Source organism: Pseudomonas sp. MC6 (assembly GCF_054790575.1).
The window spans coordinates 372426-394813 of the sequence record NZ_CP186504.1; the positions used below are offsets into that span (position 1 = coordinate 372426).

Consider the following 22388-nt stretch of genomic DNA (forward strand, 5'->3'; position numbering starts at 1 on the left):
TGAATTGCATTGAGTAAATTCAACCGGAACGCTCAAGCAGACCAGCCATGTGCACAATCGACCTAGAGGACGGCATAGCTGTCCCTTTGACTTGTCGAAAATTAGCCTAGGCTGAGCTGTCAGGAGCGGGATTTTCCGGTGTTCATCTGGCAGTGCTTGCGCAAGGGATCTCATGAAGCAAAAGCGGACTCTCGGAACGCCACGGTTGTTGGGCATCGTCTGGCCATTTATTGCCGTCGTGTTATTTCAAGCGTTATTGGGCGGCGTGAGTCTTTACGTGCTCTCGGCCGTTCGCGGTTACGTCGCCGGTGAAAGCCTCTGGTCCAAGGGTCAGAAAGACGCGATCTACTACCTCAATCTGTATGCCGATAGCCGCGACGAGGCCATTTTGCTCAAATACCGCAACGCGATTGCCGTGCCGCAAGGCGGGCATCAGTTGCGTCTGGCGCTGGATCATCAACCGCCGGATCTGGCCGCTGCGCGCGAAGGTATTCTCAAGGGCGGCAACCACCCGGACGACGTCTCCAGCCTGATCTGGCTATACCTCAACTTCCGCCATTTCAGTTATCTGGAAACCGCCATCGATCGCTGGACCGTCGGTGACGCCTATCTGGTCGAGCTGGATGACGTGGCGCAGGAGATGCACCGCAGCATTTCAGATAACACCGCCAGCAGCGCTGATATCCAGCGCTGGAAGGCACGGATTTTCGCCATCAATGACGGCGTCACCCCAGCAGCGAAGGCTTTCAGCGATGCCTTGGGCGAAGGCTCGCGAATGATCATGCGTCTGCTGCTGTTCACCAACCTGGCCACGGCGCTGGGGTTGATCGTTCTGGCCTTGTGGCGCACACACAAACTGCTCAAGCAGCGTCACGCCTTTGCCGAGGCGCTGCAACTGGAGAAAGATCGGGCGCACGTCACGCTGCATTCGATCGGTGATGGCGTCATCACCACCGATGTCAGCGGCGCCATCGATTACATGAACCCAGCTGCCGAAGCCATGACCCACTGGAAAGCCGAGCAGGCGGCCGGGCTGCCGCTGGCAGCGCTATTCAATTTGCTCGACGACAATGCCCAGGCCGAAGGCCTGACGCTGATCGAGCACATTCTCAGTGGCCAGCTCAGTGGCGGCAGCGAGCATTCGAAACTGATCCAGCGCCTGGATGGCACGACGTTGTCGGTGACGCTGGTCGGCGCACCGATCCGCAATGCCGGCAAGGTCAGCGGTACGGTGCTGGTGCTGCACGACATGACTCAGGAGCGGCAATACATCGCCAATCTGTCGTGGCAGGCCACCCATGATGCGCTGACCGGACTGGCCAACCGCCGCGAGTTCGAATATCGCCTGGAGCAGGCACTGCACAACCTCACGCGCCATTCCGGTCGGCATGCGCTGATGTTCCTCGATCTCGATCAATTCAAACTGGTCAACGACACCTGTGGTCACGCCGCCGGTGATGAGTTGTTGCGGCACATTTGCACGCTGCTGCAATCAGGGTTGCGCGAGGGGGACACGCTGGCACGACTCGGGGGTGATGAGTTCGGAATTTTGCTGGAGAACTGCGCACCGGACGCGGCGGAGAAGATTGCCGAGGCGCTGCGCCAGACTGTGCAGAATCTGCATTTTGTCTGGAAGGGGCGGCCGTTCCTGACCACTGTGAGCATTGGTCTGGTGCATATCGCACAAACCCCGACGACCCTCGAAGCCTCACTGCGTGCGGCCGATATGGCCTGTTACATGGCCAAGGAGAAAGGCCGCAACCGTGTGCAGGTCTATCACGCCGACGATTCCGAGCTGTCGCTGCGCTTTGGCGAAATGGCCTGGGTACAGCGTCTGCACATGGCGCTGGAGGAAAACCGTTTTTGTCTGTACGCCCAGGAAATCGCCCCGCTCAAACCGGGCGACAACAAGGGTGGGCACATCGAGATTCTGCTGCGTCTGCATGATGAAGCCGGACGGATGATCCTGCCGGACAGTTTCATTCCCGCTGCCGAGCGCTATGGTTTGATGAGTCAACTGGATCGTTGGGTAGTTCAGAACGTATTCAAGGTTATTGCTCAATGTATTGCGCAAGAACATCAAGAGCCATTAGCAATGTGTGCGATTAATCTGTCAGGCATTACTATAGGAGATGACGCGTTTTTGCACTTTCTGCGCGAGCAGTTTGTTAACTATGCAATACCGCCTGAAATGATTTGTTTTGAAATTACAGAAACCAGTGCAATTGCAAATCTGGGCAGCGCAATAAGATTTATTAATGAACTCAAAGGGTTAGGTTGCTACTTTTCGTTAGATGACTTTTGTGCCGGAATGTCTTCGTTCGCTTATCTGAAACATTTGCCTGTAGACTTCCTGAAGATCGACGGGAGTTTCGTAAAGGATATGCTGGACGACCCGATTAACCGCGCAATGGTCGAAGTGATCAATCACATCGGGCATGTCATGGGTAAGCAGACAATTGCCGAGTTTGTTGAAACAACCCAGATCGAGCAGGCATTGCTTGAGATTGGTGTGGATTACGCTCAGGGTTATGTTATAGAACGCCCACAGTTGTTTACCTGTGACAGTTTGCAAAGTCGGCCCGCCAGACCGCAACCGCTGTTATTCAAAGCGCCTGGCACGTTCCGTTGAAGTCTCTCGCCGATCCTTACAATCACAAATCAAAAGGAGCCGAACAGTGATCGACACATTCAACCGAACCGGACCACTCATGGAAGCTGCAAGTTATCCAGAATGGGCACAACAGCTCATTGAGGATTGCAGCGAGAGCAAGCGCCGGGTTGTCGAACATGAACTTTACCTGCGCATGCGTGATAACAAACTCAGCGCCAGAACCATGCGTCAGTACCTGATCGGGGGCTGGCCGGTGGTTGAGCAGTTTGCGTTGTACATGGCGCAGAACCTCACCAAAACCAGATTTGCCCGTCACCCGGGCGAAGACATGGCGCGGCGCTGGCTGATGCGCAATATCCGCGTTGAACTCAATCACGCCGATTACTGGGTGCATTGGAGTCGTGCCCATGGCGTCAGTCTGGAAGACCTTCAGGCCCAGCAAGTGCCGCCGGAACTGCATGCCTTGAGTCATTGGTGCTGGCACACCAGTTCAGCCGACTCACTGATTGTGGCCATCGCCGCTACCAACTATGCCATCGAAGGCGCGACCGGGGAGTGGTCGGCGCTGGTCTGCTCCACCGGCGTGTACGCCGCAGCGTTTCCCGAAGAGGATCGCAAGCGCGCGATGAAGTGGTTGAAGATGCATGCCCAGTACGACGATGCTCACCCTTGGGAAGCGCTGGAAATCATCTGCACCCTGGCCGGGATGAACCCGAGCAAGGCATTGCAAACCGAACTGCGTCAGGCTGTGTGCAAGAGCTACGACTACATGTATCTGTTTCTGGAGCGTTGTATGCAGCTTGAGACGTCGGAACGCTTGTTGGTCAACCGAGAGCGCAGGGCCGTAGTCGAGAGCTGATTTCGGCTTAACGCAAAACCAATGTGGGAGCGAGCCTGCTCGCGAAAGCGGTCCGTCAGTCAACTCATGGTTGAATGTCAGATTGCATTCGCGAGCAGGCTCGCTCCCACACTGTTTTGTGTTGGTTGGAAAGCCTTAGCCCGCCATCGCCAACCGGTTGCGACCTTCACGCTTGGCCACATACAACGCACTGTCAGCGCGGCGCAGCAAGCTGTCGGCCGATTCGCCCGGCAACAACGTCGAACATCCCAGGCTCACAGTCAATTCGATCAACTGCCCGTCCGCATAATATTCAGCTGCCTGCGTCGCATAACGCAGACGTTCGCCGACCATTGCCGCCGCATCCCGGCTGGTATTGGACAGCAGCACCAAAAACTCTTCACCACCGTAACGAAACACCATGTCGACGTTGCGCAGTTGCGCCTTGATGGTCGCGGCGATGGCTTTTAGTACGTCATCGCCGGCGCTGTGACCATGGCTGTCGTTGACCCGTTTGAAGTGATCGATGTCGAGCATCAGCACCGAGAGCGGCTGCACATGCCGACGCGACATGTCGATCTCGCGCTGCAAGGTCTGCTCCATGGCGATACGGTTGCCGGCGCCGGTCAACGGATCACGCAGGGCGCTCTGTGTGGCGGCGCGGTAGAGCAAAGCATTGCGCATCGGGTACAGCAGCGACGACAACAGCGATTCAAGGTTGCCCTGGTCCTGTTCGTTGAAGCGCTGATTGCGGCGGAATATCAGTTCACCCATGTGCTCGCCTTCGTGACTGAGGCTATAGCTGATCGAATGGTGGCCGCGGGTGCCGAACTCCAGGCGCAAATCGCTGCCCTGGTGCACGTAACTGAGCGCGTCCAGCGGCACAAGGCGCTGAACTTCGCGGAAAAACAGACCGAGGATGCGTTGCGGCTCAAGGCTGGTCTGCAGTTGCAGGCTCATTTGCTGGCGCAATTGCGCCAGGCTGGCCGGTCGCTCCAGAAGGGGAGGCAGTTGACCAAAGCCCAGGCGTTGCAATTTGGCACTGTCAAAGTCAATTGCATTGGTCTGGGAGGGTGATTTCATATGGCGTGAACCCTTAGCGGTAAGTCCGTCTTACAGGCTGGGTGAGAGCGGCTATGGGCTGCGCGTCATACTGATCCATCAGTCCCGTAGGACGTTTGGCGTAAGTCTAGTCTGCCGGATGACGATTAGTCAGCTATCGAAATCGGCTTCGCCCCATTGCCTTCACGCGGCTTGCTTTGAGGGAAATTAGAGCGAAAGTCGTGCCATTCGGTTCGGTTTTATTTAAACCGTTTGCAATCAATGGGTTGGCTTTGAAGGTGGGAGGTGGGTGCTGGAAAATTGACTGGATTGTGACGCTCTCGGGCGGCAAATGCATGCCGCGACAGGAATCTGCCGCGGCAACAAATGCGACGTATGGCAGTTATTGCGCGTTGAACGCCTGACCGTTGATGCCGGTGCTGTCCGGGCCCATCAGGTACAGGTAGACCGGCATGATTTCTTCCGGTGTCGGATTGTTCAGCGGGTTTTCGCCCGGATAGGCTTGTGCGCGCATGCTGGTGCGGGTGCCGCCCGGGTTGATGCTGTTGGAGCGAACTGGCGCCACACCGTCAACTTCATCGGCCAGGGTTTGCATCAGGCCTTCGGTGGCGAACTTCGACACGCCATAGGCGCCCCAGTACGCCCGACCCTTGCGGCCGACGCTGCTGGAGGTGAACACCACCGAGGCGTCTTGTGACAGCTTGAGCAGCGGCAGCAGGGTGCTGGTCAGCATGAACATGGCGTTGACGTTGACCTGCATGACGCGCATGAAGTTTTCGCCGGACAACTGCTCGATCGGCGTGCGTGGGCCGATGATCGAAGCGTTGTGCAGCAAACCGTCGAGGTGGCCGAACTCGGTCTCCATCATCGCGGCCAGTTCATCGTACTGATGGGGCAGGGCGGTTTCCAGGTTGAACGGAATCACCGCCGGTTGCGGATGCCCGGCAGCTTCGATCTCGTCATACACCTGCGCCAGATTGGCCTCGGTCTTGCCCAGCAGCAATACCGTAGCGCCATGGGCGGCGTAGGTTTTCGCCGCAGCCGCGCCAATGCCACGACCGGCACCGGTGACCAGAATGACCCGATCCTTGAGCAATTCGGGACGAGCGGAATAATCAAACATAAAAACCTCACAATCCATTAATAGCTAAAAGATCGCAGCCTGCGGCAGCTCCTACAAATGATCACTGTTCTGGAGGAGCTGCCGCAGGCTGCGATCTTTTGACGTTGATCAGCAGCTGCAAAGCGCGCTATCGAGCACCTTGCGCAACTCCGACGGATGGTCCACCACCACGTCCGCGCCCCAATGCCGCGGGTTGTCGTCCGGGTGAATGTAGCCAAATGTCACCGCCGCCGTTTTCGTACCGGCATCGCGCCCCGATTCGATATCGCGCAGATCATCGCCGACAAACAGAACCGTCGCCGGATCCAGATCAAGCATTTTGCATGCAAGGATCAACGGCTCCGGATCCGGCTTGCTGTTTTTCACGTGATCCGGGCAGATCAGCAGCGCCGAACGCTCGGACAGTCCCAACTGTTGCATGATCGGCTCGGCAAAGCGCAACGGCTTGTTGGTCACCACGCCCCAGATCAGGTTGGCCTTCTCGATGTCGGCGAGCAGTTCGCCCATGCCGTCGAACAGCTTGCTGTGTACGGCGCAACCGACCAGATAGCGCTCGAGGAACTCCAGACGCAGTTCTTCGAAGCCCGGCGACTCCGGGTCCATCGAGAACGTCACCGCGACCATGGCCTTGGCGCCGCCGGAAATCTCGTCGCGGATGTGCTTGTCGTTGATCGGCGGCAAGCCGCGATCCGCGCGCATCGCCTGACAGATGGCGATGAAGTCCGGCGCCGTGTCGAGCAGGGTGCCGTCCATGTCGAAAAGAACTGCTCTGATGGCCATCGGCTTATTCCTCGCGCAGGGTCTGGATCATGTAGTTGACGTCAACGTCGTTGGCCAGTTTGTAGTGCTTGGTCAGCGGGTTGTAGGTCAGGCCGATGATGTCCTTGACGGTCAGGCCGGCCATGCGGCTCCAGGCGCCCAGCTCGGACGGGCGAATGAATTTCTTGAAGTCATGGGTGCCGCGCGGCAGCAGCTTCATGATGTATTCGGCGCCGATGATGGCGAACAGGTACGCCTTCGGGTTGCGGTTGATGGTCGAGAAGAACACCTGGCCGCCGGGCTTGACCATGCGGAAGCAGGCGCGGATCACCGACGATGGATCAGGTACGTGCTCAAGCATTTCCAGACAGGTCACCACGTCGAACTGCTCGGGCATTTCTTCGGCCAGGGCTTCGGCGGTGATCTGGCGGTATTCGACGCTGACGCCGGATTCCAGCTGATGCAGTTGCGCGACTGCCAGTGGCGCTTCGCCCATGTCGATGCCCATTACGGTGGCGCCACGCTGGGCCATGGCTTCGCTGAGGATGCCGCCGCCGCAACCGACGTCGAGGACTTTCTTGCCGGCCAGATTGACCCGCTCGTCAATCCAGTTGACCCGCAGCGGGTTGATGTCGTGCAGTGGTTTGAATTCGCTTTCGCGGTCCCACCAGCGATGGGCCAGGGCTTCGAATTTGGCGATTTCGGCGTGGTCGACGTTGCTCATGTTAAATCCTCTGAAACTTGAAAAAAGGCTGTAGCCCAGGCGTTTGCGCCCGGGCGTTTACGATTCGGTGTGGCCGCTGATGCGCTGGCCCCAGGCCCGGGCAGTGGCGCCCAGTTGCTCTTCGTCCAGTCGTGTCAGGCGGCGGTCGTCGAGCAGTTGTTTGCCGGCGACCCACAGGTGTTTCACGCAATCGCGACCGGTGGCATAGATAAGCTGCGAAACCGGGTCGTACACCGGTTGCTGCGCCAGGCCGGACAGGTCGAAAGCGACGATGTCGGCGGCTTTGCCTATTTCCAGTGAACCGACTTGCGTCTCGATCCCCAGTGCGCACGCGCCATTCAGGGTGGCCATGCGCAGTGCCCGATGAGCGTCCAGCGCGGTGGCGGAGCCGGCGACGGCTTTGGCCAGCAGGGCGGCGGTGCGGGTTTCGCCGAGTAGATCCAGATCGTTATTGCTGGCGGCGCCATCGGTGCCGACCGCGACATTCACCCCAGCCTGCCACAAACGCTCGACCGGGCAGAAGCCGCTGGCGAGTTTCAGGTTGGATTCCGGGCAATGAATCACGCTGGTGTTGCTTTCTACCAGCAACGCCAGGTCATCCTCGCTGATCTGAGTCATGTGCACGGCCTGGAAGCGCGGGCCGAGCAGACCGAGGCGGCCGAGGCGCGCCAGCGGACGTTCGCCGCGCTGCTCCAGTGACTGCTGAACTTCGAACGCGGTTTCGTGAACGTGCATGTGGATCGAGGCGTCCAGTTCCTCGGCAATCACGCGGATTTTCTCCAGGTTCTCGTCGCCGACGGTGTACGGTGCATGAGGGCCAAAGGTGATCTTGATCCGTTCGTGATGCTTCAAGTCGCCGAACAACTCGACGCCCTGACGAATGGCTTCATCTGCACTGCTGGCGCCCGGAATCGGGAAATCAAGGATCGGAATCGCGATTTGCGCGCGAATGCCGCTGTTATGCACGCGTTCGCTGGCGACTTTCGGAAAGAAATACATGTCCGAGAAGCAAGTGATGCCGCCCTTGATCTGCTCGGCAATGGCCAGATCGGTGCCGTCACGGACGAAAGCTTCATCGACCCATTTGGCCTCGGCCGGCCAGATGTGGTTTTCCAGCCAGGTCATCAGCGGCAGATCATCGGCCAGGCCACGGAACAGTGTCATCGCCGCGTGACCATGAGCGTTGATCAGGCCGGGGGCAAGCAGCACATCCGGCAGTTCGCGGATTTCCGTGGCGTTACACTTCAATGCTTCGGCGCGCGGGCCGATAAACACGATGCGACCGTCGCGGATGCCCAGGCCGTGCTCTTTGAGCACAACGCCTGCAGGTTCGACGGGTACCAGCCAGGTCGGCAGCAATAATAAGTCGAGCGCAATGGCAGGTTTCGGCATCGAGGGTCGGTTCCAGTGCTTTTGTAAAGGATGGCGAAGTATACCCGAGCGTCTTCGCGGGGGGATCGCTATAATCGGCGGCTTTTGTTCATGAGTGCGGGGTGTGGGATGCGCGATCGACTGTTGGCTGCGGAGAAAGTGAAGGCCATCGATTGGCGAGACGGCGCGCTGCACCTGCTGGATCAGCGTATTTTGCCGTTCGAGGAAACCTGGATTGCCTACACCAGCGCCGCTGGCGTGGCCGAGGCGATTCGCTCGATGGTGGTGCGTGGCGCACCGGCCATCGGCATCAGTGCGGCCTATGGCATCGTGCTCGCGGCGCGCACGCGGATTGCTGAGGGTGGTGACTGGTACGCGGCGCTGGAAGAGGATTTCGCCTTGCTGGCGGATTCTCGTCCGACAGCGGTCAATCTGTTCTGGGCCTTGGGTCGCATGCACGATCGCCTCGACCGCCTGAAGGAAAACGCCGATCCGCTGGCGGCGCTGGAGGCCGAAGCCATCGCCATTCACGAAAGCGACCGCGAAGCCAACCTGACCATGGCGCAACTGGGTGTGGACCTGATTCGCAAGCACCAGGGCAATGCTCAGGCGATTCTGACCCACTGCAATACAGGCGCGCTGGCCACTGGCGGTTTCGGCACGGCGCTGGGGGTGATTCGTGCGGCTTATCTGGAAGGCATGGTCGAACGTGTTTATGCCGACGAAACCCGTCCATGGCTGCAGGGCTCGCGCCTGACTGCGTGGGAGCTCGCCAACGAAGGTATCCCGGTGACGCTGAATGCCGACTCCGCCGCTGCGCACATCATGAAAACCAAGGGTGTGACCTGGGTGATCGTCGGTGCGGATCGCATCACCGCCAACGGTGACGTGGCAAACAAGATCGGCACCTATCAACTGGCAGTCAACGCCATGCACCACGGCGTGCGTTTCATGGTGGTGGCGCCGAGTTCGACCATCGACATGAATCTGGCCAGCGGTGACGACATCCCGATCGAAGAACGTGATGGTGCCGAGTTGCTGGAAGTCGGCGGCAAGCGGGTCGGTGCGGACGTTGAAGCGTTCAACCCGGTGTTTGACGTGACGCCGGCGGATCTCATTGACGCGATCGTTACCGAAAAAGGCATTGTCGAGCGCCCGGACACCGCGAAAATGGCCCAGTTGATGTGCCGCAAACGCCTGCATTGATGCTGGCCTGCTCAATGTAGGAGCTGCCGAAGGCTGCGATCTTTTGATCTTGCTTTTTACAGGTCAGGATCAAAAGATCGCAGCCTTCGGCAGCTCCTACAGGTGTTTGTGCCCATAAATGTCAATAAACATCGCTAAACCGAGCCCCATTTCTGCATTCAAAGAAGCTCTGAGCCTCTCTCGTCCCCTTTAAGCCTGTCACCGGTCAACTAACTATGCTCCATGCGCATCAGGGGGATAGGTGCGTGGCGGCCTTTGTGATAACATCCGGCGTTTTCCGAGGCAGCTCCACGGAGCTGTCTTTACTGCGCAAATCCACTCTTCAGATTGTTGATTTGTCGTAAGTCGGCGCATGGCACTCGGCCTGCCCCGACGAGCTTCGTTGCTCCCACATGGATATGACGAAGTTTCACCAGAAAAAGGAATCAGGCTTCTCATGGGCGAACTGGCCAAAGAAATCCTCCCGGTCAATATCGAAGACGAGCTGAAACAGTCCTACCTCGACTACGCGATGAGCGTGATCGTCGGCCGTGCACTGCCGGATGCGCGCGATGGCCTCAAGCCCGTGCACCGTCGCGTACTGTTCGCGATGAGCGAGCTGGGCAACGACTTCAACAAGCCGTACAAGAAATCTGCCCGTGTTGTCGGCGACGTGATCGGTAAGTATCACCCGCACGGTGACACTGCCGTGTACGACACCATCGTTCGTATGGCTCAGCCTTTCTCCCTGCGCTACCTGCTGGTAGACGGTCAGGGCAACTTCGGTTCGGTCGACGGCGACAACGCTGCGGCCATGCGATACACCGAAGTACGCATGACCAAGCTGGCGCACGAGCTGCTGGCCGACCTGCACAAAGAAACCGTGGACTGGGTGCCGAACTACGACGGCACCGAAATGATCCCGGCGGTCATGCCGACCCGTATCCCCAACCTGCTGGTCAACGGCTCCAGCGGTATCGCCGTGGGCATGGCGACCAACATTCCGCCGCACAACCTCGGTGAAGTCATCGACGGTTGCCTGGCGCTCATCGACAACCCTGAGCTGACCGTCGATGAACTGATGCAGTACATCCCGGGTCCGGACTTCCCGACCGCGGCGATCATCAACGGTCGCGCCGGCATCATCGAAGCCTACCGCACCGGTCGCGGGCGCATTTACATGCGCGCCCGCTCGATCATTGAAGACATCGACAAGGTCGGTGGCCGTCAGCAGATCGTCATCACCGAACTCCCTTACCAGTTGAACAAGGCGCGTCTGATCGAGAAGATCGCCGAGCTGGTCAAAGAGAAGAAGCTCGAAGGCATCACCGAACTGCGCGACGAGTCCGACAAGGACGGTATGCGCGTCGTGATCGAACTGCGTCGCGGCGAAGTGCCTGAGGTGATCCTCAACAACCTCTACGCGCAGACCCAGCTGCAATCGGTATTCGGCATCAACATCGTTGCGCTGATCGACGGCCGCCCACGCATCCTGAACCTCAAGGATCTGCTGGAAGCCTTCGTCCGTCACCGTCGCGAAGTGGTTACCCGCCGTACCGTGTTCGAACTGCGCAAAGCGCGCGAGCGTGGTCACATCCTCGAAGGTCAGGCCGTTGCCCTGTCGAACATTGACCCGGTTATCGCCCTGATCAAAGCGTCGCCGACCCCGTCGGAAGCTAAAGAAGCGCTGATCAGCACGCCGTGGGAATCCTCGGCGGTGGTGGCGATGGTTGAACGTGCCGGTGCCGACTCGTGCCGTCCGGAAAACCTCGACCCGCAATACGGTCTGCGTGAAGGCAAATACTTCCTGTCGCCAGAACAGGCGCAAGCCATTCTGGAACTGCGTCTGCACCGTCTGACCGGTCTGGAGCACGAAAAACTGCTGGCCGAGTATCAAGAGATCCTCAACCAGATCGGCGAGCTGATCCGCATCCTCAACAGCGCTGTGCGCCTGATGGAAGTGATCCGCGAAGAGCTGGAAGTTATTCGTGCCGAATACGGCGACGTGCGCCGCACCGAGATTCTCGATGCCCGTCTCGACCTGACCCTGGGCGACATGATCCCGGAAGAAGAGCGTGTTGTGACCATCTCCCACGGTGGCTACGCCAAGACCCAGCCATTGGCTGCGTACCAGGCTCAGCGTCGTGGCGGTAAAGGCAAGTCGGCGACCGGCGTCAAGGATGAGGACTACATCGCTCACCTGCTGGTTGCCAACAGCCACACCACGCTGCTGCTGTTCTCCAGCAAGGGCAAGGTGTACTGGCTCAAGACCTACGAGATTCCGGAAGCGTCCCGCGCCGCCCGTGGTCGTCCGCTGGTCAACCTTCTGCCATTGAGCGAAGGCGAGTACATCACCACCATGCTGCCGGTCGATCTCGAAGCCATGAAGCGTCAGGCTGATGAAGAAGAAGCCGAAGGCGCCGAGGCTGATGTAGAAGAGATCGAAAACAGCAACGAGACTGATGAAGAGCGTCGTGCTCGCATCAAGGCTGCTGACCGCAAGAAAGCCCCGTTCATCTTCATGTCGACCGCCAACGGTACCGTGAAGAAGACTCCGCTGGTGGCCTTCAGTCGTCAGCGCAGCGTTGGTCTGATCGCACTGGAGCTGGACGAAGGTGACATCCTGATCTCCGCTGCCATCACCGATGGCGAGCAGGAAATCATGCTGTTCTCCGACGGCGGCAAAGTGACGCGCTTCAAGGAATCCGAAGTTCGCGCCATGGGCCGTACCGCCCGCGGTGTGCGTGGTATGCGTCTGCCGGAAGGGCAGAAGCTGATCTCCATGCTGATTCCGGAAGAAGGCAGCGAAATCCTCACCGCCTCCGAGCGCGGCTACGGCAAGCGCACGGCGATCACCGAGTTCCCTGAATACAAGCGTGGCGGTCAGGGCGTTATTGCCATGGTCAGCAACGAGCGTAACGGCCGTCTGGTCGGCGCAGTTCAGGTGCAGGACGGTGAAGAGATCATGCTGATCTCCGATCAGGGCACTCTGGTGCGTACCCGTGTCGACGAAGTGTCGAGCCTGGGTCGTAACACTCAAGGTGTGACGCTGATCAAGCTGGCCAAGGATGAAACCCTGGTCGGGCTGGAGCGGGTTCAGGAGCCTTCGGAAGTTGAAGGTGAAGAGCTTGAAGGGGAAGAGGGCGAGGAATTCGAAGGTACTGTCGTAAACGACGATGCCGGTGAAGACCAGCAACTCGACGCCGCAGCAGACGAAGAACCGCAAGAATAAGCGGGCAAACGAGGGGGCGGATGAGAATTCGCCCCCTTGTTATTTGTCCGGTATGAAATTTCGACATCATGGATATCCCCTGTGGGAGCGAGCCTGCTCGCGAATGCAGGCGCTGCGGTACCTCTGACGCACCGCGGTGATGCATTCGCGAGCAGGCTCGCTCCCACAGGGCCGTGTTGATCGGTAGTGTGATTTATTGCGTGATACCACCAAATCAGAGCGAGATTGGATGTGAGCAAGCGAGCCTATAACTTCTGCGCCGGTCCTGCGGCGCTTCCTGAAGCTGTCCTGCAACGTGCCCAGGGTGAACTCCTTGATTGGCACGGCAAGGGTCTGTCGGTCATGGAAATGAGCCATCGCAGCGATGAGTTCGTGTCCATCGCCACCCAGGCCGAGCAGGATCTGCGTGACCTGCTGAATATCCCGTCGAACTACAAAGTGCTGTTTCTGCAAGGTGGCGCCAGCCAGCAATTTGCGCAGATCCCACTGAACCTGCTGCCGGAAAACGGCTCGGCCGACTATATCGACACCGGTATCTGGTCGCAGAAAGCCATCGAAGAAGCCTCGCGCTACGGTCACGTCAATGTTGCCGCTACCGCCAAGCCTTACGACTATTTCGCCATCCCGGGCCAGAACGAGTGGAACCTGTCGAAAGACGCCGCTTACGTTCACTACGCGCCGAACGAAACCATCGGCGGTCTGGAATTCCAGTGGATCCCGGAAGTCGGTGACGTGCCGCTGGTGGCCGACATGTCTTCGGACATCCTCTCGCGTCCAGTCGACATCTCGCGTTTCGGCATGATCTACGCCGGCGCACAGAAAAACATCGGCCCGAGCGGCATCGTCGTCAACATCATCCGCGAAGACCTGCTCGGCAAGGCGCGCGCGCTGTGCCCGACCATGCTCGACTACAAAGTCGCAGCGGATAACGGCTCGATGTACAACACCCCGCCGACCCTGGCCTGGTACCTGTCCGGCCTGGTGTTCCAGTGGCTGAAAGAGCAGGGCGGCGTTGAAGCGATCGCCAAGCTGAATGACGTCAAGCAGCGCACGCTGTACGACTTCATCGACGCCAGCGGCCTCTACAGCAACCCGATCAACAAGTCGGACCGCTCGTGGATGAACGTGCCGTTCCGTCTGGCTGACGATCGTCTGGACAAGCCGTTCCTCGTCGGTGCCGAAGAGCGCGGCCTGCTCAATCTGAAGGGCCACCGCTCCGTGGGCGGTATGCGCGCCTCCATCTATAACGCCGTCGACATCACTGCGGTTAACGCGCTGGTGGCGTACATGGCTGAATTCGAGAAGGAACACGGCTGATGTCCGAGCAAGAACTCAAGGCACTGCGCGTTCGCATTGACGCTCTGGACACTAAAGTCATGGAGCTGATCAGTGAGCGTGCGCGTTGCGCCCAGGAAGTCGCGCGAGTAAAGATGGCCTCGCTGGCCGAAGGCGAAGTGCCGGTGTTCTATCGTCCTGAGCGCGAAGCTCAGGTGCTCAAACGCGTGATGGAGCGCAATCAGGGGCCGCTGGGCAACGAAGAGATGGCGCGTTTGTTCCGCGAAATCATGTCGTCGTGCCTGGCGCTGGAGCAGCCGCTGAAAGTGGCTTACCTCGGCCCTGAAGGCACCTTCACTCAAGCGGCGGCCATGAAGCACTTCGGCCACGCGGTGATCAGCAAGCCAATGGCGGCGATCGACGAAGTGTTCCGTGAAGTGGCGGCCGGTGCGGTGAATTTTGGCGTGGTGCCGGTGGAAAACTCCACCGAGGGCGCGGTCAACCACACGCTGGACAGCTTCCTCGAACACGACATGGTCATCTGTGGCGAAGTCGAGCTGCGTATTCACCATCACTTGTTGGTCGGTGAAAATACCAAGACCGACAGCATCAGCCGCATCTATTCCCACGCACAGTCGCTGGCTCAGTGCCGCAAGTGGCTGGACGCGCATTACCCGAATGTCGAGCGCGTGGCGGTTTCCAGCAACGCCGAAGCGGCCAAGCGGGTCAAAGGCGAATGGAACTCGGCGGCGATTGCCGGCGATATGGCCGCAGGGCTGTATGGCCTGACCCGTCTGGCCGAGAAGATCGAAGACCGTCCCGACAACTCGACGCGCTTCCTGATGATCGGTAACCAGGAAGTGCCGCCGACCGGCGACGACAAGACTTCGATCATCGTGTCGATGAGCAACAAGCCCGGCGCGCTCCACGAGCTGCTGGTGCCGTTCCACGACAACGGGATCGACCTGACCCGTATCGAAACGCGTCCTTCGCGCAGCGGCAAATGGACCTACGTGTTCTTCATCGACTTCGTCGGCCACCACCGTGATCCGTTGATCAAGGGTGTGCTGGAAAAGATCAGTCAGGAAGCAGTAGCACTCAAAGTGCTGGGTTCCTACCCGAAAGCAGTTCTCTAAGGGGTGGTAGCAAATGAGTGGCAACTTCCTCGCTCTGGCACAGCCGGGCGTGCAACAACTTTCGCCGTACGTTCCGGGCAAGCCTGTGGACGAACTGGCGCGCGAGCTGGATCTGGATCCGGCAAAAATCGTCAAGCTGGCGAGCAACGAAAACCCGTTGGGTGCCAGCCCGAAAGCCTTGGCGGCGATCCGCGAAGAGCTGGCCGAGCTGACTCGTTATCCGGACGGCAACGGTTTCGCATTGAAATCGCTGCTGGCCGAGCAATGCCGTGTCGAACTGAACCAGGTTACCTTGGGCAACGGCTCCAACGACATTCTTGAGTTGGTCGCGCGTGCCTATCTGGCGCCGGGCCTGAATGCGGTGTTCAGTGAGCACGCGTTCGCGGTGTATCCGATCGCCACTCAAGCGGTCGGCGCCCAGGCCAAAGTGGTCCCGGCGAAGGATTGGGGGCATGACCTGCCGGCGATGCTCGCGGCCATCGATGCCAACACCCGCGTGGTATTCATCGCCAACCCGAACAACCCGACCGGCACCTGGTTCGGCGCTGAAGCGCTGGACGAATTCCTTCAGGATGTTCCGGAGCACGTTCTGGTAGTGCTGGACGAGGCTTACATCGAATACGCCGAAGGCAGCGATCTGCCGGACGGTCTGGATTTCCTTGCCGCTTACCCGAATCTGCTGGTATCGCGCACGTTCTCCAAGGCCTATGGTCTGGCGGCATTGCGTGTTGGCTACGGTCTGTCGACCCCGGTTGTGGCTGATGTACTGAACCGTGTTCGCCAGCCATTCAACGTCAACAGCCTCGCCCTGGCGGCAGCCTGCGCAGCGTTGAAAGACGAGGAGTATCTGGCGCAAAGCCGCCAACTCAATGAAGCGGGCATGCAGCAGTTGCAGGCCGGTTTCCGTGAGTTGGGCCTGAGCTGGATCGAATCCAAAGGCAACTTTATCTGCGTCGATCTCGCTCAGGTCGCGGCCCCGATTTTCCAGGGCTTGCTGCGCGAAGGCGTGATTGTGCGTCCGGTGGCTAACTACGGCATGCCGAACCACCTGCGGGTGACCATCGGTCTGCCGGCGGAAAACAGCCGCTTCCTCGAAGCGCTGCGCAAGGTTCTGGCTCGTGGGTGATGTCACTGCACTGCAATCTGCTGCACCTATGATCGGGCGCCTTGTGGTGGTCGGTCTGGGGTTGATCGGTGGTTCGTTTGCCAAAGGCTTGCGTGAAAGCGGCATCTGCCGCGAAGTGGTCGGGGTCGATCTCGATCCGCAATCGCGCAAGCTCGCGGTCGAGTTGGGTGTGGTCGATCGTTGTGAAGATGACTTGGCGGCTGCATGCCAGGGCTCTGACGTGATTCAACTGGCGGTGCCGATCCTGGCCATGGAAAAAGTGCTCGCACGGTTGGCGGGCATGGATCTGGGGCAGGCGATTCTGACTGATGTCGGCAGCGCCAAAGGCAATGTGGTGCGCGCAGCCACCGAAGCGTTTGGCGCGATGCCGCCGCGTTTCGTGCCGGGTCATCCGATTGCCGGTTCCGAACAGAGTGGGGTGGAAGCCTCCAATGCCGAACTGTTCCGTCGCCACAAGGTTATCCTCACGCCACTTGAGCAAACCGATCCGGCTGCGTTGGCGGTGGTTGATCGTCTGTGGCGCGAATTGGGTGCCGACGTCGAGCACATGCAGGTCGAGCGACACGATGAAGTGCTGGCTGCGACCAGCCATTTGCCGCATTTGCTGGCCTTCGGCCTGGTTGATTCGTTGGCCAAGCGCAATGAAAATCTTGAGATCTTCCGTTACGCTGCGGGCGGTTTCCGCGATTTCACAAGAATCGCCGGAAGCGACCCGGTGATGTGGCACGACATCTTCCTCGCTAACCGCGAGGCTGTTCTGCGCACACTCGATACATTTCGCAGCGACCTCGACGCCTTGCGCGACGCGGTCGATGCAGGGGATGGGCACCAATTGTTGGGCGTCTTTACGCGCGCCCGGGTTGCCCGCGAGCATTTCAGTAAAATCCTGGCCCGCAGGGCCTATGTGGACGCTATGAATTCCAACAATCTGATCTTCCTGGCTCAACCTGGTGGCCGCCTGTCCGGTCGGATTCGCGTACCAGGCGACAAATCCATTTCCCACCGTTCGATCATGCTCGGTTCGCTGGCCGAAGGCGTCACCGAAGTCGAAGGCTTCCTTGAGGGCGAAGACGCTCTGGCGACCTTGCAAGCGTTCCGCGACATGGGCGTCGTCATCGAAGGGCCGCACCACGGCCGCGTAACCATTCACGGTGTCGGCCTGCACGGTCTGAAACCGGCGCCGGGCCCGATCTATCTGGGTAACTCCGGTACCTCGATGCGTCTGCTGTCCGGCCTGTTGGCTGCGCAGAACTTCGACAGCACTTTGACCGGCGATGCCTCGCTGTCCAAGCGTCCGATGAATCGCGTGGCCAATCCACTGCGTGAAATGGGCGCCGTGATTGAAACCGCTGCTGAAGGTCGTCCACCGATGACCATTCGTGGCGGGCACAAACTCAAAGGCCTGACCTACACCATGCCAATGGCCAGTGCTCAGGTGAAATCCTGCCTGCTGCTCGCCGGTCTGTACGCTGAAGGCAAGACCACTGTGACCGAGCCGGCCCCGACTCGCGATCACACCGAGCGCATGCTGCGCGGCTTCGGCTACCCGGTGAGCGTTGACGGCGCTACGGCTTCGGTTGAATCCGGCGGCAAACTGACTGCCACTCACATCGAAGTCCCGGGTGACATCTCGTCGTCGGCGTTCTTCCTTGTAGCTGCCTCGATCGCTGAAGGTTCCGAGCTGGTGCTTGAGCACGTCGGCATCAACCCGACCCGCACTGGCGTGATCGACATCCTGCGCCTGATGGGCGCAGACATCACTCTGGAAAATCAGCGTGAAGTCGGCGGCGAGCCTGTGGCTGATCTGCGCGTGCGGGCAGCTAAACTCAAAGGTATCGAGATTCCGGAAGAGCTGGTCCCGTTGGCAATCGACGAATTCCCGGTGCTGTTCGTCGCCGCTGCCTGTGCCGAAGGGCGCACCGTGCTGACTGGCGCCGAAGAGCTGCGGGTCAAGGAATCGGATCGCATTCAGGTCATGGCAGACGGTTTATTGGCGCTGGGCGTCAAATGCCAGCCGACCCCGGACGGCATCATCATCGACGGCGGCCAGATTGGCGGCGGCGAAGTGCATGGTCATGGCGATCACCGTATCGCGATGGCATTCAGTGTGGCGTCGCTGCGCGCTACTGCACCGATCCGCATCCATGATTGCGCCAACGTCGCGACGTCGTTCCCCAACTTCCTCGCACTGTGCGGGCAGGTCGGTATTCGTGTGGCACAAGAGGCTCAGTCGTGAAAAACATTGCACCGGTCATCACCATTGATGGGCCAAGCGGCTCGGGCAAAGGCACCGTAGCCGGGATTCTGGCCAAGCGTCTGGGCTGGAATCTGCTGGACTCCGGTGCGCTTTATCGTCTGCTGGCGTTTGCGGCGCGCAATCATGGTGTCGACCTGACCAATGAAGAGCTGCTGAAAAAACTCGCCGCTCATCTGGATGTGCAATTCATTGCGGCGACCGACGGTCAGTTGCAGCGGATCATTCTGGAAGGCGACGAAGTCAGCGACGTCATCCGCACTGAAAGCGTCGGTTCCGGCGCTTCGCAAGTGGCCGCACTGCCGGCCGTACGCGAGGCGCTGCTGCAGCGCCAGCGCGCTTTTCAGGAAGCGCCGGGCCTGGTTGCCGACGGTCGCGACATGGGTACGGTGGTTTTTCCTGATGCACCGCTGAAAATTTTCCTGACCGCCAGTGCCGAGGAGAGAGCGCGCCGTCGATATTTGCAGTTGAAGGGCAAAGTCGAGGGTGTTAGTCTGTCGAGTCTGCTAGATGAGATCCGTGCACGCGACGAGCGTGATACCCAGCGAGCGGTAGCCCCGCTTAAGCCGGCGGCTGACGCCATACAACTGGATTCCACGGAGTTGTCCATCGATCAGGTGCTTGAACGCATCATGAGCGAGATCGCCATTCGCGATATCGCCGGGTGACCAAGAAGGCCGCAGGGGACCAGTCATAGTCCTGCGACGCTTCTTCTATATGAAACTAACCCACACCGTCTGGGGTGTGGAGATGGGCGTATCCTTCGCCCTCATTTACAGGAATTAAAATGAGCGAAAGCTTTGCGGAACTCTTTGAAGAAAGCCTAAAAACCCTGAACCTTCAGGCAGGCTCCATCATCACCGGTGTTATCGTTGATATCGATTACCAAGCTCGCTGGGTAACCGTTCACGCTGGCCTGAAGTCTGAAGCACTCATCCCGCTTGAGCAGTTCTACAACGACGCTGGCGATCTGACTATCAATGTCGGTGACGAAGTTCACGTTGCTCTGGATTCGGTTGAAGACGGCTTCGGTGAAACCAAGCTGTCCCGTGAAAAAGCCAAGCGCGCTGAGTGCTGGATCGTTCTGGAAGCAGCCTTCGCAGCTGAGGAAGTGGTCAAGGGCGTTATCAACGGTAAGGTTAAAGGCGGCTTCACTGTCGACGTTAACGGCATCCGTGCGTTCCTGCCAGGTTCCCTGGTTGACGTCCGTCCAGTGCGCGACACCACGCACCTGGAAGGCAAAGAGCTGGAATTCAAGGTCATCAAGCTGGACCAGAAGCGCAACAACGTTGTCGTTTCCCGTCGCAGCGTCCTGGAAGCCGAGAACTCCGCCGAGCGTGAAGCTCTGCTGGAATCCCTGCAGGAAGGCCAGCAAGTCAAAGGTATCGTCAAAAACCTCACCGATTACGGCGCATTCGTCGATCTGGGTGGCGTGGACGGCCTGCTGCACATCACCGACATGGCTTGGAAGCGCATCAAGCATCCTTCCGAGATCGTCAACGTTGGTGACGAAATCGACGTTAAGGTTCTGAAATACGATCGCGAACGCAACCGTGTTTCCCTGGGCCTGAAGCAACTGGGCGAAGATCCATGGGTTGCTATCAAAGCTCGTTACCCAGAAAGCACTCGCGTTACCGCTCGTGTAACCAACCTGACCGACTACGGCTGCTTCGCTGAGCTGGAAGAAGGCGTTGAAGGTCTGGTACACGTTTCGGAAATGGACTGGACCAACAAGAACATCCACCCTTCGAAAGTCGTACAAGTCGGCGACGAAGTGGAAGTTATGGTTCTGGACATCGACGAAGAGCGTCGTCGTATCTCCCTGGGCATCAAACAGTGCAAATCTAACCCATGGGAAGATTTCTCTGGCCAGTTCAACAAGGGCGATAAAATCTCCGGCACCATCAAGTCGATCACCGATTTCGGTATCTTCATTGGTCTGGACGGCGGCATCGACGGTCTGGTTCACCTGTCCGACATCTCCTGGAACGAAGTGGGCGAAGAAGCCGTACGTCGTTTCAAGAAGGGCGACGAGCTGGACACCGTTATCCTGTCGGTTGACCCAGAGCGTGAGCGTATCTCCCTGGGTATCAAGCAACTGGAAAGCGATCCGTTCTCCGAGTACGTTCAAGAGAACGACAAGGGCGCAATCGTTAAAGGTACTGTGAAAGAAGTTGACGCCAAAGGCGCCATCATCGTTCTGGCCGACGATATCGAAGCGACTTTGAAAGCCTCCGAAATCAGCCGTGACCGCGTTGAAGACGCGCGCAACGTTCTGAAAGAAGGCCAGGAAGTAGAAGCCAAGATCATCAGCGTTGATCGCAAGAGCCGCGTAATCCAGCTCTCCATCAAGTCGAAAGACGATGCTGAAGAGAAAGAAGCTATCCAAAGCCTGAAGGCTGAAGAAGCTCCTGCTGGCGACACCACCATGGCGGCACTGCTGCGCCAGGCAATGGCCAAACAGAACTAAGTTCTGCTTGATCATTAAAAAGGGCGACTTCGGTCGCCCTTTTTTGTGCCTGTGATTTATAGAAATGCGGGTTCGCTTCTGTGAATCGGTTGCTGCGTGAAACCAAACCATTTCCGGGGTGGTCTGTTTCTTTAATCGGATCAATCGCCTATTCACGACTAAGCTTGGTCTTAAGCGTGTAGTCGTCGGGCAGCTGCCTGGCATAAGGAAGTGGATGAACAAGTTTATTGTCCTCATCGCTGTATTGCTTTTGGCGGGTTGTACCACCAGTGCCAAGACTCATGCCGTGCGCGGCGTCAGTGGTATAGAGGTCGACTGCTCTGGGTTGGGCTCTGGTTGGGAGAAGTGTCAAAAGCGCGCAGCTAAAGAGTGCAAGGGGGCAGGGTACAAAGTGATCACGCGATCAGATGATGCCAAGGATGAAGATGAGTTTCCTTTTGGCTTCAACCCGGCAGGCTATGTGACGCGAACCATGTTGGTGATATGTCGTTGAGCACGCGATGATCTGTCTGTTGGTTTTATGCCCTGAAAATGGGCGTTTCGATGCGGCGGAAGATATGTCAATCCCTGGGCTGTTCAAAATCTTCCGGGCGTGCTAAAACCTTTCAAGCGCTGATCTAGCTGCTTGAAAAAGAAGGGAAAAATATGACGAAGTCGGAGTTGATCGAACGAATTGTCACCCATCAAGGGCTGCTCTCATCCAAGGATGTGGAGCTGGCCATCAAGACCATGCTTGAGCAAATGTCCCAATGCCTTGCCACCGGTGATCGCATTGAGATCCGTGGGTTTGGCAGCTTCTCCCTGCATTACCGCGCGCCGCGCGTTGGTCGTAACCCGAAGACCGGTCAATCCGTCAGTCTTGACGGTAAATTCGTTCCGCATTTCAAGCCGGGCAAAGAGCTGCGTGATCGGGTGAATGAGGAAGAGGAGGAAGGGGTTTGACAGCTGCTATTTCTCAAGGGGTTACTCATGCGTAACCTTAAACGCATATTTCTTGGTGTATTTATTTTTCTACTGGTGTTGGCGATTCTGGCGTTTGTGCTAGAGAACCAGCAATCGGTGTCGTTATTGTTTTTAGGTTTGTCTGGGCCGCAGTTGCCGGTTTCGCTGGTCGTTGTATTGGCGTTGCTCATTGGCATGTTAATTGGTCCAGTGTTGGGCTGGTTCCTGGGACGCTCGTCCAGAGCCGCTCGCAAGCGACTGGTCTGAAGCAGCAGGG

General features: G+C 58.5%; 18 protein-coding genes. 13 read left to right on the top strand and 5 right to left on the bottom strand.

Annotated elements, in window-relative coordinates:
- The first annotated feature begins 172 nt into the window (after positions 1 to 172).
- Together ACOYXE_RS01815 and ACOYXE_RS01820 are read left to right on the top strand one after the other, a co-directional pair.
- Positions 173 to 2632 carry an EAL domain-containing protein gene (locus ACOYXE_RS01815; protein ID WP_160058963.1) on the top strand — a complete coding sequence of 820 codons (2460 nt, stop codon included), beginning with the start codon at positions 173 to 175 and terminating at the stop codon, positions 2630 to 2632.
- Positions 2633 to 2711: 79 nt separating this feature from the next.
- The gene (locus ACOYXE_RS01820; protein ID WP_405123112.1) at positions 2712 to 3473 is read left to right on the top strand and encodes a TenA family transcriptional regulator; all 762 of its coding nucleotides are present in this window, start codon (positions 2712 to 2714) and stop codon (positions 3471 to 3473) included.
- Between the two features lie 135 nt (positions 3474 to 3608).
- Here ACOYXE_RS01820 and ACOYXE_RS01825 read toward each other — a convergent pair whose 3' ends face one another.
- From ACOYXE_RS01825 to ACOYXE_RS01845, 5 genes are all read right to left on the bottom strand, one after another.
- A complete protein-coding gene (locus tag ACOYXE_RS01825; protein ID WP_077574025.1) occupies positions 3609 to 4535 on the bottom strand; it encodes a GGDEF domain-containing protein in 927 nt (308 codons plus the stop codon).
- Between the two features lie 361 nt (positions 4536 to 4896).
- Entirely contained in the window at positions 4897 to 5637 is a 741-nt protein-coding gene (locus ACOYXE_RS01830) for a YciK family oxidoreductase (protein ID WP_460927471.1), read from the bottom strand.
- Between the two features lie 108 nt (positions 5638 to 5745).
- The gene (gene mupP / locus ACOYXE_RS01835) at positions 5746 to 6417 is read right to left on the bottom strand and encodes an N-acetylmuramic acid 6-phosphate phosphatase MupP (RefSeq protein ID WP_160058960.1); all 672 of its coding nucleotides are present in this window, start codon (positions 6415 to 6417) and stop codon (positions 5746 to 5748) included.
- A gap of 4 nt (positions 6418 to 6421) precedes the next feature.
- Positions 6422 to 7120 carry a bifunctional 2-polyprenyl-6-hydroxyphenol methylase/3-demethylubiquinol 3-O-methyltransferase UbiG gene (gene ubiG, locus ACOYXE_RS01840; RefSeq protein WP_007908399.1) on the bottom strand — a complete coding sequence of 233 codons (699 nt, stop codon included), beginning with the start codon at positions 7118 to 7120 and terminating at the stop codon, positions 6422 to 6424.
- A 57-nt stretch (positions 7121 to 7177) separates the two neighbouring features.
- Positions 7178 to 8512 carry a TRZ/ATZ family hydrolase gene (locus tag ACOYXE_RS01845; RefSeq protein ID WP_460927474.1) on the bottom strand — a complete coding sequence of 445 codons (1335 nt, stop codon included), beginning with the start codon at positions 8510 to 8512 and terminating at the stop codon, positions 7178 to 7180.
- A gap of 108 nt (positions 8513 to 8620) precedes the next feature.
- On the opposite strand from ACOYXE_RS01845, the gene mtnA reads away from it, so the two are divergent.
- From mtnA to ACOYXE_RS01900, 11 genes are all read left to right on the top strand, one after another.
- On the top strand, positions 8621 to 9697 hold the full coding sequence (gene mtnA / locus ACOYXE_RS01850) for an S-methyl-5-thioribose-1-phosphate isomerase (protein ID WP_160058958.1): 1077 nt from the start codon (positions 8621 to 8623) through the stop codon (positions 9695 to 9697).
- A 436-nt stretch (positions 9698 to 10133) separates the two neighbouring features.
- Positions 10134 to 12908 (top strand): DNA gyrase subunit A, encoded by a 2775-nt coding sequence (gene gyrA / locus ACOYXE_RS01855; protein WP_034155294.1) that lies wholly within the window; start codon positions 10134 to 10136, stop codon positions 12906 to 12908.
- A 231-nt stretch (positions 12909 to 13139) separates the two neighbouring features.
- The gene (gene serC, locus ACOYXE_RS01860) at positions 13140 to 14225 is read left to right on the top strand and encodes a 3-phosphoserine/phosphohydroxythreonine transaminase (RefSeq protein WP_150729921.1); all 1086 of its coding nucleotides are present in this window, start codon (positions 13140 to 13142) and stop codon (positions 14223 to 14225) included.
- Positions 14225 to 15319, top strand: a complete 1095-nt coding sequence (gene pheA / locus ACOYXE_RS01865; protein ID WP_007908404.1) for a prephenate dehydratase — start codon at positions 14225 to 14227, stop codon at positions 15317 to 15319. Before serC ends, pheA begins: the two co-directional genes overlap by 1 nt.
- A 13-nt stretch (positions 15320 to 15332) precedes the next feature.
- A complete protein-coding gene (hisC, locus tag ACOYXE_RS01870) occupies positions 15333 to 16445 on the top strand; it encodes a histidinol-phosphate transaminase (RefSeq protein ID WP_401047956.1) in 1113 nt (370 codons plus the stop codon).
- A gap of 28 nt (positions 16446 to 16473) precedes the next feature.
- Positions 16474 to 18681, top strand: a complete 2208-nt coding sequence (locus ACOYXE_RS01875) for a bifunctional prephenate dehydrogenase/3-phosphoshikimate 1-carboxyvinyltransferase (protein ID WP_460929769.1) — start codon at positions 16474 to 16476, stop codon at positions 18679 to 18681.
- Positions 18678 to 19367, top strand: a complete 690-nt coding sequence (gene cmk, locus ACOYXE_RS01880) for a (d)CMP kinase (protein ID WP_250606030.1) — start codon at positions 18678 to 18680, stop codon at positions 19365 to 19367. The genes ACOYXE_RS01875 and cmk overlap by 4 nt, the downstream gene beginning before the upstream one ends.
- Before the next feature lie 119 nt (positions 19368 to 19486).
- On the top strand, positions 19487 to 21169 hold the full coding sequence (gene rpsA / locus ACOYXE_RS01885; protein ID WP_007908431.1) for a 30S ribosomal protein S1: 1683 nt from the start codon (positions 19487 to 19489) through the stop codon (positions 21167 to 21169).
- Between the two features lie 214 nt (positions 21170 to 21383).
- Positions 21384 to 21662: a hypothetical protein gene (locus ACOYXE_RS01890; protein ID WP_160058954.1), complete on the top strand. Its 279-nt coding sequence runs from the start codon at positions 21384 to 21386 to the stop codon at positions 21660 to 21662.
- Positions 21663 to 21814: 152 nt separating this feature from the next.
- Complete coding sequence (gene ihfB / locus ACOYXE_RS01895) at positions 21815 to 22111, top strand: integration host factor subunit beta (protein WP_003189779.1); 297 nt, start codon at positions 21815 to 21817, stop codon at positions 22109 to 22111.
- A 27-nt stretch (positions 22112 to 22138) separates the two neighbouring features.
- Positions 22139 to 22378 carry a lipopolysaccharide assembly protein LapA domain-containing protein gene (locus ACOYXE_RS01900; protein WP_160058953.1) on the top strand — a complete coding sequence of 80 codons (240 nt, stop codon included), beginning with the start codon at positions 22139 to 22141 and terminating at the stop codon, positions 22376 to 22378.
- The last annotated feature ends 10 nt before the right edge of the window (positions 22379 to 22388 follow it).

Coding starts and splice junctions, on each gene's coding strand:
- ACOYXE_RS01815 (WP_160058963.1), top strand. CDS start 173: ATGAAGCAAAAGCGGACTCTCGGAACGCCACGGTTGTTGGGCATCGTC.
- ACOYXE_RS01820 (WP_405123112.1), top strand. CDS start 2,712: ATGGAAGCTGCAAGTTATCCAGAATGGGCACAACAGCTCATTGAGGAT.
- ACOYXE_RS01825 (WP_077574025.1), bottom strand. CDS start 4,535: ATGAAATCACCCTCCCAGACCAATGCAATTGACTTTGACAGTGCCAAA.
- ACOYXE_RS01830 (WP_460927471.1), bottom strand. CDS start 5,637: ATGTTTGATTATTCCGCTCGTCCCGAATTGCTCAAGGATCGGGTCATT.
- mupP (WP_160058960.1), bottom strand. CDS start 6,417: ATGGCCATCAGAGCAGTTCTTTTCGACATGGACGGCACCCTGCTCGAC.
- ubiG (WP_007908399.1), bottom strand. CDS start 7,120: ATGAGCAACGTCGACCACGCCGAAATCGCCAAATTCGAAGCCCTGGCC.
- ACOYXE_RS01845 (WP_460927474.1), bottom strand. CDS start 8,512: ATGCCGAAACCTGCCATTGCGCTCGACTTATTATTGCTGCCGACCTGG.
- mtnA (WP_160058958.1), top strand. CDS start 8,621: ATGCGCGATCGACTGTTGGCTGCGGAGAAAGTGAAGGCCATCGATTGG.
- gyrA (WP_034155294.1), top strand. CDS start 10,134: ATGGGCGAACTGGCCAAAGAAATCCTCCCGGTCAATATCGAAGACGAG.
- pheA (WP_007908404.1), top strand. CDS start 14,225: ATGTCCGAGCAAGAACTCAAGGCACTGCGCGTTCGCATTGACGCTCTG.
- hisC (WP_401047956.1), top strand. CDS start 15,333: ATGAGTGGCAACTTCCTCGCTCTGGCACAGCCGGGCGTGCAACAACTT.
- ACOYXE_RS01875 (WP_460929769.1), top strand. CDS start 16,474: ATGATCGGGCGCCTTGTGGTGGTCGGTCTGGGGTTGATCGGTGGTTCG.
- rpsA (WP_007908431.1), top strand. CDS start 19,487: ATGAGCGAAAGCTTTGCGGAACTCTTTGAAGAAAGCCTAAAAACCCTG.
- ACOYXE_RS01890 (WP_160058954.1), top strand. CDS start 21,384: ATGAACAAGTTTATTGTCCTCATCGCTGTATTGCTTTTGGCGGGTTGT.
- ihfB (WP_003189779.1), top strand. CDS start 21,815: ATGACGAAGTCGGAGTTGATCGAACGAATTGTCACCCATCAAGGGCTG.
- ACOYXE_RS01900 (WP_160058953.1), top strand. CDS start 22,139: ATGCGTAACCTTAAACGCATATTTCTTGGTGTATTTATTTTTCTACTG.